This is a genomic window from Aliiroseovarius sp. M344, from assembly GCF_025140835.1.
Lineage (GTDB): Bacteria > Pseudomonadota > Alphaproteobacteria > Rhodobacterales > Rhodobacteraceae > Aliiroseovarius.
The window spans coordinates 1,847,783-1,860,128 of sequence record NZ_CP081153.1 but is presented as its reverse complement, the minus strand read 5'-3'; the positions used below and the strand labels follow the sequence as shown (position 1 = coordinate 1,860,128).

Below are 12,346 nucleotides of genomic sequence, written 5' to 3'. Positions count from 1 at the left end.
TCCGGGTTAACCCAGTGCCGCGCCCAGTTGCATCGCCAGACCCATATTACCGTCAACTGACAGTTTGCCGGTCATAAAGGCCGTGGTCGGGTTTACCGCGCCTGAAAGCATATCCTGAAACACATCGGCATCAGCGGTCAGCGTCACGTCAGCCTCTTCATCGCCCGCGCGCGCGCCGTCACCATCGACCATGATCGCGCCTTCACCGTTCAGCACAAATTTGGCCGTGCCGCCGTCGAAGCCACCTTCGATTTTTTCATTCAGAGCGGTCACTGCCGCGTTGATCACGTCACTCACGTGCTATCCTCCGTTTGTTGCCCGGTGTGGGCGTCATTATCAAAACGATGCTAACGCAGTGCTGACGCGCGCGTAAATCGCTTTTCGCGAAAGTGACGCACCGGAACGCTAACAGGGCGCGAAATTTTGCCGGATGCACGGGTTTGTGTTTGGTTTCGCTACGATCTTGGGCGTAGCATAAGGTATGTCGCGCTTGCTTCTTATCCTCGCCTCGGTTGTGGTCATGGTCTTTTCCATGCCCGTTGCATCATGGTCTGACGTCAATCCAACAGCCGGGGACACACCGCAAGGCGCGGCGCAAACCCCAATAGCAGACGATCTGGATCAATTGTTTGACATGCTGGCCCAAGCGGATGATAGCAATTGGCAAGCGCTAGAGAATGAAATCTGGGACCTCTGGTCGCGGTCCGGATCGGACACGTTCGATCTTTTGCTGGAGCGCGGGCGCAGCGCCATGGAGGCGGGCGACTTTGAAGCGGCAATCGAACACCTGACCGCATTAACAGATCACGCCCCCGAGTTTGCCGAAGGGTGGAACGCGCGCGCGACGGCGTTCTTTTTGTCAGGGCGGTTTGGCTTGTCGGTGAATGACATCGCCCGCGTGCTGACATTGGAACCGCGCCATTTCGGCGCCTTGTCCGGTCTGGGCATCATTCTGGAAGACCTGGGCGACCGCAAAGGGGCGCTGGACGCTTATCGTCATTCGCTTTCTATACATCCCCGAAATCCCCGCGTAAAAGAAGCCGTCCAACGGCTTGAAACTGCCGAAGGGCGGGATATCTGACCGGGTAGGGTGCGCTGGCGTGCCTGCCGGACACGGACGGAAGGGCAGAACATGGTCTCGGACAGCGCGCGGGGTGGCCCGCGGATCACTGCCGTGCTTGGCCCGACCAACACCGGCAAAACCCACTATGCTTTGGATCGGATGCTGGGCTATCGCACGGGCGTCATTGGCTTGCCGCTGCGCCTTTTGGCACGCGAGGTCTATGACAAGCTGGTGGCATTGCGCGGCCCGAACGCGGTGGCTCTGGTCACTGGCGAAGAACGCATCGTACCTGAACGCGCACAATACTGGGTCGCCACTGTCGAAGCGATGCCGTTGGGTCTGGGCTGTGAGTTCGTTGCCATCGATGAAATCCAGCTGTGCGCCGACCCTGAACGCGGCCATGTGTTCACCGACCGATTGCTGCACATGCGCGGCACTCAGGAAACGCTGTTTTTGGGGTCAGACACCATGCGCAGCGCCATCGCGGGCTTGGTGCCAGAGGTGCAGTTCCTGTATCGCGAGCGGTTCTCGGAACTGGTCCATGCCGGGTCGAAAAAGCTCAGCCGGATGCCGGGGCGGTCTGCCATTGTCGGCTTTTCGGTCGACAACCTTTATGCCATTGCCGAACTGATGCGCCGCCAAAAGGGCGGGGTGGCCGTGGTGATGGGCGCGCTCAGTCCACGCACGCGCAATGCGCAGGTCGAGATGTATCAAAACGGCGAAGTGGACTACCTGATCGCCACCGATGCTATCGGCTTGGGGTTGAACCTCGACATCGACCATGTGGCCTTTTCGGCGCTGTCGAAGTTTGACGGAAACCGGATGCGGCAACTGGCACCCAACGAACTGGCGCAGATTGCCGGGCGGGCGGGCCGTTATATGAAACATGGCTCGTTCGGGGTGACGGGCGAAGCTGCGCCCCTGTCAGATGAAATGGCGGATGCGATCACCTCGCATTCCTTCACGCCGATCCGCAAACTGTGCTGGCGAAACGGTGATCTGGCCTTTGGCACTGTGCCGGCACTTATCCGCTCACTCGAGCTGCCGACCACCAACAGTTGGCTGACGCGGGCGCGGGACGCGGATGATGTGGTGGCTCTGAAGTTGCTGGCACAGGATGCCGAAGTCACGGCGCGCGCCACCGATGGGCGGTCGGTCGGTCTTTTGTGGGACACCTGTCGGCTGCCCGATTTTCGCGGCATCAGCCATGCAGAGCACGCCGGACTGGTCACCAGCCTGTTTTGTGACATCCACCAGCACGGGCGGGTCCGTGAAGACTGGTTCGCCCGTCAGGTGAAGCGGATTGACCGAACCGAGGGCGATATCGACACGCTTTCCAAACGCTTGGCTTACATTCGTACTTGGACATATGTGGCGCAGCGTCGCGACTGGTTGGACGATGTTGCCCATTGGCGCGGAGAGACTCGTGCTGTAGAAGATCGCCTGTCGGATGCGTTGCACAGCGCATTGACCAAAAGATTTGTAGATCGCCGTACCTCGGTTTTGTTGCGGCGGTTGAAGCAGAAGGAGAGCCTCGTGGCTGACGTGAATGACAAAGGTGAAGTGATGGTTGAAGGCCAGTTTGTTGGCCGACTGGAGGGGTTCCAGTTCAGTCAGGACACGGCCCAAAGCCCGGAAGAGGCCAAGACCCTTCGTGCGGCCAGCATGAAGGCGCTCGCGCCCGAGTTTCATCTGCGCGCCGACCGGTTCTATAACGCGCCCGATACCGAGCTTGATTTCACCGAACAGGGTGGCCTGATGTGGGGCGAGCTTGCGATCGGCAAGCTGACCAAGGGCGATGAACTTCTGAAGCCGCGCGTGCAAGCGTTTGTCGACGAAGAGGCGGGCGACGACGTGGCCGAGAAAGTTGCGCGCCGTTTGCAGCATTTCATCGACCGTAAAGTTCAGGCATTGTTCGAACCGCTGACCACCATCGAAAAAGACGAAACCCTGACCGGGTTGGCCCGTGGATTTGGCTTCCGCATGATCGAGGCACTGGGGATCCTGCAACGGGACCAGGTGGCACAAGAGGTCAAAGAGCTGGATCAGGACGCCCGCGCCGCGTTGCGCAAACATGGTGTCCGCTTTGGTCAGTTCACGATCTTCATGCCTTTGCTGTTGAAGCCTGCGCCGACGCGTCTGCGTCTGGTGCTGGACAGCTTGTTTAAAGGCCTGTCGGAATTCCCGGAATCGCCACCCCCCGGTTTGGTGACCATCCCTGCGATCGACGGGATTGATCCGACCGCTTATCTGCTGGCAGGTTATCGCCCTGCCGGTGCGCGAGCGATCCGTATCGATATGTTGGAGCGTCTGGCCGACCAGTTACGCACCGAAGACAGTCGCGGCGGCTTTGAGGCCAAGGCCGACATGCTGTCGATCACCGGCATGACGCTTGAGCAGTTTGCCGATTTGATGCAAGGCCTTGGATACAAAGCTGAAAAGGCCGAGCGGGCGAAGGTGAAAGCCCCTGCAGAGGCTGTCGCGGACACCAAGGCGGCTGGCGATCCGCCCGCAGAGACACCTGTTGAGGCCCCCGTTGAGGCCCCGGCAGAAATCCCCGTTGAAGCGCCGGTAGAAACGCCAGCCGAACCTCCTGTCGAGGCACCGGTGGAAGCCCCGACTGAGGCACCAACTGAAGCACCCACCGAGGTTCCCACAGACGCCACAGCCCCCGCATCCGCACCTGACGCCGAAGGCACAGAGGCCCCCGAGATGGAGGTGTTTTACACCTTCACATGGGGCGGTTTCGCGCGGGCGCGAGGCGGTAAACCGCGCGGTGAGCGCACTCAGGGCGACCGCCCTCGTGGCAAGCAAGGTGGCAAACCCGGTGGCAAACAAGGCGGCAAGCCAGGCCGTGGTGGTCCGCGCAAAGGGCCGCGCGACAACAAGCCCAAAAGCTATCAGTCGGGCCCGCGCAAGGAAAAAGCTATTGATCCCGACAACCCTTTCGCCGCCTTGTTGGCTCTGAAGGACAAGAGCTGATTGGCTAAGACCGACAAAACGGGCGGCAGTAATGCCGCCCCTTTGAATGGCCCGCACGATCAGAAAATGCGCGCTGACAAGTGGCTCTGGCACGCGCGGTTCTTCAAGACACGCGGATTGGCGACCAAGCTGATCGCGGCAGGTCATTTGCGGGTGAACAGCGACAAGGTGTCGAAACCATCTTTCGGTATCGGGGCCGGGGACGTGCTGACCTTCCCGCAAGGGCGCGCGGTGCGGGTTGTCCGAATTATGCAGCTGTCGACTCGGCGGGGTCCGGCGTCAGAAGCACAAATGCTTTACGACGACCTTGATCCACCGGATGTGGGTGAGAAATCCGTTCCTGATTCTGTGGCGCCCGCCTCAAAACATGACCGCAAAGGTCGCCCGACGAAGAAAGATCGCCGCAGCTTACTGCTTTCGCGCAGGGGATGCCTTGATTGATCGCTCTGCCTGCAATATTGGGGGCGGTGAGCCAAAGTGAGGTGCCAACATGACCTATGTTGTCTTAGACAATTGTATTGCCTGTAAATACACCGACTGCGTCGAGGTATGCCCCGTAGACTGCTTCTACGAAGGCGAGAATATGCTGGTGATTCACCCGGATGAATGCATCGACTGTGGCGTATGCGAACCAGAATGCCCCGCGGATGCGATCCGTGCAGATACCGAGCCGGGAACCGAAAGTTGGGTTGAGTTCAATCGCAAGTATTCCGAACTTTGGCCGGTGATCATCGAGCGGAAAGACCCGATGCCCGACGCGGAGGAGCGTGATGGGGAAGAGGGAAAAATGCAAAAATACTTCTCGGAAGCGCCTGCAGAACAGTGATTCGAATACGGATCAAAAAGCCTGTCTTTTTCACCGTATTTGACCGGCAGTCAGTCCGTTAAGCGTTAGAAATAAAAACAGAAATCCTGACCACCGCGTCGCCGCGCTTTCGTGTGGTCGTTTTTTGTGCTATGATGTCCGTGAATTTGTTGGGGCGAGCAACACCGAAAATTGGTGAAATGATCCAAAAGATGACAGTCAACCGACGGGTATTAGCGTGCCCTGCGGGTTTTTTGTCGGTCGGTCAGTAGGCATAGCCCTAACAAACAAAATTAACAGTTACGCGAAGGATGCGTCGTATGACCAAGAAAAAGCTGGATTTCCGCCCGAATGAGTTTGTCGTCTATCCCGCCCATGGGGTCGGCAAAATCGTCTCGATCGAGGAACAGGAAGTCGCCGGAATATCGCTGGAGCTTTTCGTTATTGCGTTCGAAAAAGACAAAATGACCCTGCGGGTTCCAACCCACAAGGCGACCGAAGTGGGCATGCGCAATCTGGCCAGCGCTGACGAGGTGGCCGATGCGATGAAAACCATGAAGGGCAAGGCGCGGGTCAAACGCGCCATGTGGTCGCGCCGTGCACAGGAGTATGAGCAAAAGATCAACTCTGGTGACCTGATTGCGATTGCAGAGGTTGTGCGCGACCTGCACCGGACCGACGATCAACGCGAGCAAAGCTATTCGGAACGTCAGCTTTATGAAGCTGCGTTGGAGCGTCTGACACGCGAAGTCGCGGCTGTTGGTGGCGGTGATGAACTGGCCGCACAGAAGAAAATCGGTGACGTGCTGCAATCGCGGGCGCCGGCTGCTGCCTAAACCTAACATTTAAAAGATTATACCGCCGTTCGGATCATCTGGGCGGCGGTTTTCTTTTGGCTTAAGTCAGCAAAGCCGCAAAGACCGCCAGCGCGGCGATTTCGGCCACTTGCTGGCTTGCGCCTAGAATGTCGCCGGTTTGGCCGCCGATCTTGGATTGTGCCAGCCCTGCAAGGATCACCACGGCCAGACCGGTCCACAGAAGCAGAGCGAGAACCGCATAGGGCGTCAGGATCAAAGCAATCGCCCCCGCACTCGCCAGTGCCAACCACGCGGTCTGGGACGGAACGCGTCCAACCGATTGTGATAACCCGGCTTGGCGCGCGTTTTGCATGACAGACATCAACGCAACCATCGGCGCGCGGCTGATCACGCCGGTCACCAACAGCGCCCAAAACGCGCCGTCGCCGGGCAGGATCGCGGCGAGCAGTGCGGCGCGTAGCAGCAAGGACAGCACCAGCGCGATCACCCCAAAAGCGCCGATGTGGCTGTCTTTCATGATCTCCAGCCGACGCGCCGGGGTCATCCCACCCCACAGCCCATCTGCGGTGTCGGCCAAGCCGTCCTCGTGCATCGCGCCGGTGATCATCACCTGCGCCACCAGCGCGAGCCCGGCTGCGCCAAGGGTGGGGACGCCAAGGCGAAGCGCAACAAAGCCGAAGATGGCGCTCAAACCCGCGGGAATCAGACCGACCAAAGGCCACGCCCAGGCGGATCGCGCACCGCGACGCTGCGCCTGATCGGCATCCAACCGGATCGGCAGCCGGGTCAGCAATCCAAGGGCGGCAGGAATATCCGTGACCGTCGCCAAGGCAATGCTGTCGGTGGCCTGAGTGTCGTCTTTGGTCATATTTAGTCTTTTGCGGTCTGGTTGTGTCCCAAGGCCATGGGTAAAGAGGGTGGCAACGGGAATCAATCGGGAACGACGCCATGACCACGACGCCATTTACCACGCTTGCCACGTTCGCAGCTTTGCTTGCGGATGCGCGCGGACCCGATGCGGAGGCCCGTGCCGCCGCTGAGGATCGCAATGGCCAGCTGACCAAACCCCCCGGCGCACTGGGACGGCTTGAAGATCTGGCGATCTGGTATGGCAGTTGGCGCGGGACAGGACGCCCGACAATCAGCGCGCCGCAGGTCATTATTTTTGCAGGCAATCACGGCGTTACTGCGCAGGGCGTTTCGGCTTTTCCCGCAGAAGTCACAGAACAGATGGTGATGAACTTTCAGCATGGGGGCGCGGCGATCAACCAACTGTCCAAGACCTTCGGGGCCAAGATGGACGTGCACGCTTTGTCATTGGACACGCCAACCGCCGATTTCACCCAAGGCCCGGCGATGAGCGAGGACGAGGTGATCGACGCGCTGCGGGCGGGCTGGAACGCTGTGGACCCGGAAACTGACCTGCTGGTCACGGGCGAGATGGGCATCGGCAACACGACCTCAGCCGCCGCCATCGCACACGCGCTGTTTGGCGGCGATGCGGCAGATTGGGTTGGGCGCGGCACCGGCGTGGATGATGCGGGTGTTGCCCTGAAAGCGCGCGTGGTGGCCGAAGGTCTGGCCAGGAACCCCTCAGCCAAGGGCAATGGAGCCGAGGCGCTGCGCTGTCTAGGCGGGCGCGAGCTGGCCGGGATGGGTGGCGCGATTGCGCGGGCCCGTGTTGAGGGCATCCCGGTCATTATTGATGGGTTTATTTGTTCTGCCGCTGCCGCGTGTCTTCAAGCGATGTCACCGAGCGCATTGGACCACGCTGTTGCGGGCCACAACTCGGCCGAAGCTGGTCACGAACGTGTTTTGGAGGCATTGGGGATGCAGCCGCTTCTGTCGCTGGGAATGCGTTTGGGGGAAGGCTCGGGGGCGGCGCTGGCCATCGGCATTTTACAAGGCGCGGTGGCGTGCCATTCCGGTATGGCCACCTTTGCCGAGGCGGGCGTGTCGGACGCGTAAGCCGAGCCGTTTTTCCTGTTCAGGTCACCCGTGGTCGGTCGGCAGCGGCGCATCCTGTTTGACCTGATCCAGAACGATCTGGCTTTGCACCCGCGCGACTGACGGATGCGGCAGCAAAACCTCGTGAATCAGAACGTTAAGCGCGCCAAGGTCGCTGCAATAAACGCGCATCAGGTAATCTGAATTGCCCGTCAGGGTCCAAACCGACGTGATTTCGCTGCGCAACTTGACCAGCCGCAGAAAAGAACGTGCGGACTCCGGCGACTGGCTTTCCATCTGCACCTGCATGAACGCTTGCACGTGCAGTCCAATGCGCGCTGGGTCCAGCCGCGCGGCATAGGCGTGAATATAGCCCTGATCCTCAAGCCGTTGTCGTCTGCGTCCCGCCTGACTGGCCGACAGGTTCAGTGTCTCGCTCAATTCCTGCGCAGTCATCTGTGCGTTCTGTTGCAACGCTTTAAGCAGATTCCGATCTATCTCGTCCATATGCGTATATCCCGCAGAAAACTATGCTTCATGCGCAAAGCGCGCGAAATCTTCGGTTAACTATGCAATCAATGCGCAGTTTTTTCAATCGAAATGCAGGATACTCGTTTCCTAACACGTGAACAAACAGGAGTGAGCCACATGGGTCCGTTTCCACATGATGCCCCGCGCGCTGAAATCAGCGAAAAGAACCCCGCCGGTACGGACGGGTTTGAGTTTGTCGAATTTGCCCATCCGGAACCGCAAGAGCTGCGCGACCTGTTTGCCAAGATGGGATTTGAACACACCGCCAACCACAAGTCCCGGACAATCGAGCTTTGGCAGCAAGGCGATGTGAGCTATCTGATCAACATCCAACCCGGCAGCCACGCGGCGGACTTCATCGCCGAACACGGCCCCTGCGCGCCCTCTATGGGCTGGCGCGTGGTCGACGCGCAGCATGCGTTTGATCATGCGGTGAAGATGGGAGCCAAGCCATACGAGGGCGACGGGAAAGCCATGGACGTTCCGGCGATCTACGGCATTGGCGGGTCGCTGATCTATTTCATCGACCAGTATTTCGATACCAGCGCCTATAATGACGAATTTGACTGGATTTCAAACGCGCACCCGAAAGGGGTTGGGTTCTACTATCTCGATCACCTGACGCATAACGTGTTCAAGGGCAACATGGATGTGTGGTTCAGGTTCTATGGCGATCTGTTCAACTTCGAAGAAATCCGCTTCTTTGATATCCAGGGCAAGCATAGTGGGCTGTTTAGCCGTGCGTTGACCTCGGCTTGCGGTAAAATCCGCATCCCGATCAATGAGGATCGTGGCGAGAAAGGCCAGATCGTCGCCTATCTTGAGAAATACAAAGGCGAAGGCATTCAGCATATCGCCGTCGGCACCGAGGACATTTATGGCTCGGTCGACGAGATTGCGCGCCGTGGGTTGAAGTTTATGCCCGGCCCGAATGAGACGTATTACGATCAGTCCTACGACCGGGTGACCGGCCACGAAGAACCCAAAGACGAGATGATGAAGCACGGCATTCTGATCGACGGAGAGGGTGTTGTCGGAGGTGGCGAAACACGCATCCTGCTGCAAATCTTCTCAAAAACCGTGATTGGGCCGATCTTCTTCGAGTTTATTCAGCGCAAAGGTGATGATGGCTTCGGTGAAGGCAATTTCAAAGCCTTGTTTGAAAGCATCGAACGCGAGCAGATTGAAAAAGGAGAGTTGGGCGACGTCGCCTGACTTGTTGCTGCCCGCAACGACCTGACTAACAGAAAACGATGCGCCCGGCGGTCAAACTGCCGGGCGTTTTCTTTTTCTTAGCTGAACGGAAGAACTTCTAAAGTGATGGTGCGCGAACCCTTCTTGTAGACCAGTGCCGATGCCGAGATCGACAGCACTTTGCCACCATCCAACCGGCTGCCCGCGCCGACTTTCACATACCGCCCCGAAGACAGGCGAACCAGCGCGCGGCGCGACGAAGCCGAGCCGTAGATCCCAATCAGGCTGACCTTGCGCAGGTTGATCGCGTTTTTGATGGTGGCCTGTTTTGCAACCGAAGCGCGGGTTGGGATGCTGGGCGTTACACTTTGCTGTGGAGAGGCCGCGGCGACCGCAACTGACCCATCGGATGCATCGGCACGTGCTTCATTGGTCCGAGCGACAATCTTGTTGAAACCGGATGGGCGGTGGCGCGGCTCGATCGAGGATGCAATCGCCAGTTTGGTTGGGTCGATAATGGCCGCTGTTGACGGGTTCCCTGCCACATCGTTGTCCTCAGCGGCGGCATCCAATGCAGCAACGATGGCTGCGGCCTGTGCAGCGGCGCGCGGTGTGGTCGGGCGCACGCGGGGGCGTAGTCCAGCAAGCTCGGTTCGGGTTCGCCCGCCAAGCTGTAGCCGTTCATTGCCCTCGATCAGACCTTCTGGGCGCGCGCGCGGGCGAATTTGGGGCAGGGTCGGTGCGGCGTCGACGGTGTCTTGTTCCACCACCTCTGGGATTTCACTGCCAGGGCGCGGGGCTGGCACCACAGTCGGCTTGCCAGCGATGACCAGAACGCCATCCGGGGTCAGTGCGCCTTCTGGCGTGGCCACGACCAGTCCATTGCTGTCCAGCGCAAACGTCGTGCCAAGCGGCGGTGGCGCAGCGGTATTGAGCCCGTTGGCGGCGCTGAGAGTAAGGTCTGGCTTTGGCAGGGCGACCGCGTCCTGCGCGCCGGTCGTCGGGTCGATAGAGGCGATATAAAGGTCGTCGAGATCATTGGTCTGAGGGTCGCTCAACGGTTCGGGCGCGCGCTGCCAGATGCCGGTGGCCGCATAGCGGGCCTGTGCGGCTTCGGGGGTCATAGGATCGCCGGCATTGTTCAGCTGTGGCGCGGTGTCCGCCATATCCGCAAGGTCCGCATCGAGGGTATCCAGTTCGCTTTCGTCCGCAACTTCTTCGGGATCGGCAGAAATGGCAGCTTCGAACTGGTCTTCGCGCTGAGGAAACAGCCACGCAGTGCTGTCGGTCAGAAAAAACAATGACCAGATTGCGACAACCGCCATCAGAAGCAGCAGTCCTAGTACAAGGAATAAGCCGAGATATTTCGGTTTGCCGCCAATCTGTTGCGGACGACGGGCCCCGAAAACAGTCATCGTTTCGGCCTCTCGGGCGCGTGGCGACGGTGTTTTGGGCGATCTGTGCGGCCGATCCCCTTTGGTCAGTTTTGGCGGTGGGGCAATGGCCGTGTCCGCTGCGTCATGCTCGCCTGCGGCCGGCCGTTTGCGAAGTATCGGGATCTTGACTTTCGTCCGGGCCTCGCTGGGTTGATCTGCCTTTTCGCGACGGCGCTCTTCGATTTTCTTTGCGGCCTTGCGCCCGAGTTTGCCCGCGGCATCGGCGGCAGAGGCCAGCCCGGCTGCGCCTTTTCGGGCCGCAACCGATAGTTTTTCGTTACTTTTTCTATCTCTGGGTGGGGCGCTGGGTTTTACCTCGGGGCCAGCGGTTTTGGGCGCAGGTTCACCACCGAAAGCGATCGGCGCAGTGACGGGTACGTGCACGGGTTCTGGTGGCGCGGACTTTTCAGCGGCTTTGGGTGCTTCGGGTGGCGGCGCGGTGGGGGCTTTTCCATCCGCAGCTTCGCGATCAACGCCGAATGACAGGCGCGGCTTGATGTCGATTTCAACGGGATCTGGGTCGTCGTCAGCGGGCGTAGCGGTCGGATCGTCAACGCGGCGGGACGAGAAGGTTGGTGCCGCAGGTGCGGACGGGGGCTCTGAGACCAAAGCAGGCGGCGGCGGCACAATCCCGGAAATTTTTTCGTCTTCGGCTGTGGCTGGTGCCGTCGCCGTTTTGTCATCGTCAGTGCCGGTCGCCGATCTGTCCGCGACTGGCGTTGGCGAGGGTTGTGTGGCTGGCGCCGGTTCTGGCTTCAGCGCAGGCGCTGGTTCTTCCGCAGGCGACGACAATTCGATAGGCGTTGGCTTTGGCGTCGTCAAAGCAGCCGGCACATCCTGCTGCGTCGCTGGCATGTCCGAAGCCGCTTTGGTCGCATGTGGCGCCGCTGGTGTGTCTGGGGTTGGTGGAAACGGTGCAAGCTCGGGCAGGGCGCGCGTGTCTGTGGCACCTTTCTGCGGCGGGCTCACCGGTGTGTCGTCATCGGCAGGGTCAGGTCTTGATGGCTTCCCTTGGGAAATCGTACCCAGCATGTCGGGAACGGATGCGTCGTCACGTAAAACGGTTGCCCCGGCGGTCACGGCGTTGCTTTGGACCGGGCCAAAGAACGCTTCGCCAGAGAAGCTGCCCGAAGGGCGCGCCACAAAGCTGATCGGGTTCAGGTTATGATCGTTGGCGAAGGCTTCGGCTTCTTCCAGTGTCTCACGCGCGACCACGGCCACATGAACCATGCCGTCTTCCACGGGGTCGGCACGCCAGTCAAAGACCAGATCTTCGACGTTGTAAGGCGTCAGCCCCTCAAGCCCTTCACGAATCCGCGCCTCGCGGGTCACGTCATCTGGGCCGGGTGCCGTAACGCTGGTGAAAAGCAGTTGAGAGCCGGGGATGATCAGCTTGCACGAAAACCCGCCGCTTTCGAGATCAGCGGCCTTTCGGCGCAACAGGTCAAGCCCGCTTGCAAGGTCTGGATGATCCAAAGACACTTCGCCCACCAGTGCCCATCCACCCTTACCACGGTGGACAAGACCGATGCCGTCATGGCTAAGATCAAGCGCAAAATTGGGCTTCATG

The 12,346-nt window shown here is 59.7% G+C and carries 11 protein-coding genes; 7 read left to right on the top strand and 4 right to left on the bottom strand.

From position 1 onward, the window contains the following. Positions 1 to 6 precede the first annotated feature (6 nt). Positions 7 to 297: an SCP2 sterol-binding domain-containing protein gene (locus tag K3556_RS09080; RefSeq protein ID WP_248365169.1), complete on the bottom strand. Its 291-nt coding sequence runs from the start codon at positions 295 to 297 to the stop codon at positions 7 to 9. A 184-nt stretch (positions 298 to 481) separates the two neighbouring features. On the opposite strand from K3556_RS09080, the gene K3556_RS09075 reads away from it, so the two are divergent. The 5 genes from K3556_RS09075 (at position 482) to K3556_RS09055 (ending at position 5,686) form a co-directional block, all read left to right on the top strand. Beyond that, positions 482 to 1,081: a tetratricopeptide repeat protein gene (locus K3556_RS09075; protein ID WP_260516481.1), complete on the top strand. Its 600-nt coding sequence runs from the start codon at positions 482 to 484 to the stop codon at positions 1,079 to 1,081. A gap of 51 nt (positions 1,082 to 1,132) precedes the next feature. Continuing rightward, on the top strand, positions 1,133 to 4,045 hold the full coding sequence (locus K3556_RS09070; RefSeq protein WP_260516480.1) for a helicase-related protein: 2,913 nt from the start codon (positions 1,133 to 1,135) through the stop codon (positions 4,043 to 4,045). Positions 4,046 to 4,111: 66 nt separating this feature from the next. Continuing rightward, on the top strand, positions 4,112 to 4,486 hold the full coding sequence (locus K3556_RS09065) for an RNA-binding S4 domain-containing protein (protein WP_260519210.1): 375 nt from the start codon (positions 4,112 to 4,114) through the stop codon (positions 4,484 to 4,486). Positions 4,487 to 4,535: 49 nt separating this feature from the next. Further along, a complete protein-coding gene (gene fdxA / locus K3556_RS09060; protein WP_248365160.1) occupies positions 4,536 to 4,871 on the top strand; it encodes a ferredoxin FdxA in 336 nt (111 codons plus the stop codon). 299 nt (positions 4,872 to 5,170) lie between these two features. After that, positions 5,171 to 5,686 (top strand): CarD family transcriptional regulator, encoded by a 516-nt coding sequence (locus K3556_RS09055; RefSeq protein ID WP_260516479.1) that lies wholly within the window; start codon positions 5,171 to 5,173, stop codon positions 5,684 to 5,686. A 61-nt stretch (positions 5,687 to 5,747) separates the two neighbouring features. On the opposite strand, the gene cobS is transcribed toward K3556_RS09055, so the two are convergent. Then, positions 5,748 to 6,536, bottom strand: a complete 789-nt coding sequence (gene cobS / locus K3556_RS09050) for an adenosylcobinamide-GDP ribazoletransferase (RefSeq protein WP_260516478.1) — start codon at positions 6,534 to 6,536, stop codon at positions 5,748 to 5,750. A gap of 80 nt (positions 6,537 to 6,616) precedes the next feature. Between cobS and cobT the strand changes: the two genes are divergently transcribed. Beyond that, on the top strand, positions 6,617 to 7,636 hold the full coding sequence (cobT, locus tag K3556_RS09045) for a nicotinate-nucleotide--dimethylbenzimidazole phosphoribosyltransferase (RefSeq protein WP_260516477.1): 1,020 nt from the start codon (positions 6,617 to 6,619) through the stop codon (positions 7,634 to 7,636). A 24-nt stretch (positions 7,637 to 7,660) separates the two neighbouring features. Here cobT and K3556_RS09040 read toward each other — a convergent pair whose 3' ends face one another. Next, positions 7,661 to 8,122, bottom strand: a complete 462-nt coding sequence (locus K3556_RS09040) for an Lrp/AsnC family transcriptional regulator (RefSeq protein ID WP_260516476.1) — start codon at positions 8,120 to 8,122, stop codon at positions 7,661 to 7,663. Positions 8,123 to 8,263: 141 nt separating this feature from the next. Here K3556_RS09040 and hppD point away from each other — a divergent pair, with 141 nt between their 5' ends. After that, a complete protein-coding gene (hppD, locus tag K3556_RS09035; protein WP_260516475.1) occupies positions 8,264 to 9,361 on the top strand; it encodes a 4-hydroxyphenylpyruvate dioxygenase in 1,098 nt (365 codons plus the stop codon). A 77-nt stretch (positions 9,362 to 9,438) separates the two neighbouring features. On the opposite strand, the gene K3556_RS09030 is transcribed toward hppD, so the two are convergent. Then, positions 9,439 to 12,345, bottom strand: coding sequence for a hypothetical protein (locus K3556_RS09030; protein WP_260516474.1), 2,907 nt, complete (start codon positions 12,343 to 12,345; stop codon positions 9,439 to 9,441). Position 12,346 lies beyond the last annotated feature (1 nt).

Excerpts from the sequence above, each read along its gene's own strand:
- K3556_RS09030 (WP_260516474.1), bottom strand. The coding sequence starts at position 12,345 with ATGAAGCCCAATTTTGCGCTTGATCTTAGCCATGACGGCATCGGTCTT.
- K3556_RS09040 (WP_260516476.1), bottom strand. The coding sequence starts at position 8,122 with ATGGACGAGATAGATCGGAATCTGCTTAAAGCGTTGCAACAGAACGCA.
- hppD (WP_260516475.1), top strand. The coding sequence starts at position 8,264 with ATGGGTCCGTTTCCACATGATGCCCCGCGCGCTGAAATCAGCGAAAAG.
- cobS (WP_260516478.1), bottom strand. The coding sequence starts at position 6,536 with ATGACCAAAGACGACACTCAGGCCACCGACAGCATTGCCTTGGCGACG.
- fdxA (WP_248365160.1), top strand. The coding sequence starts at position 4,536 with ATGACCTATGTTGTCTTAGACAATTGTATTGCCTGTAAATACACCGAC.
- K3556_RS09065 (WP_260519210.1), top strand. The coding sequence starts at position 4,112 with ATGCGCGCTGACAAGTGGCTCTGGCACGCGCGGTTCTTCAAGACACGC.
- K3556_RS09055 (WP_260516479.1), top strand. The coding sequence starts at position 5,171 with ATGACCAAGAAAAAGCTGGATTTCCGCCCGAATGAGTTTGTCGTCTAT.
- K3556_RS09070 (WP_260516480.1), top strand. The coding sequence starts at position 1,133 with ATGGTCTCGGACAGCGCGCGGGGTGGCCCGCGGATCACTGCCGTGCTT.
- cobT (WP_260516477.1), top strand. The coding sequence starts at position 6,617 with ATGACCACGACGCCATTTACCACGCTTGCCACGTTCGCAGCTTTGCTT.
- K3556_RS09075 (WP_260516481.1), top strand. The coding sequence starts at position 482 with ATGTCGCGCTTGCTTCTTATCCTCGCCTCGGTTGTGGTCATGGTCTTT.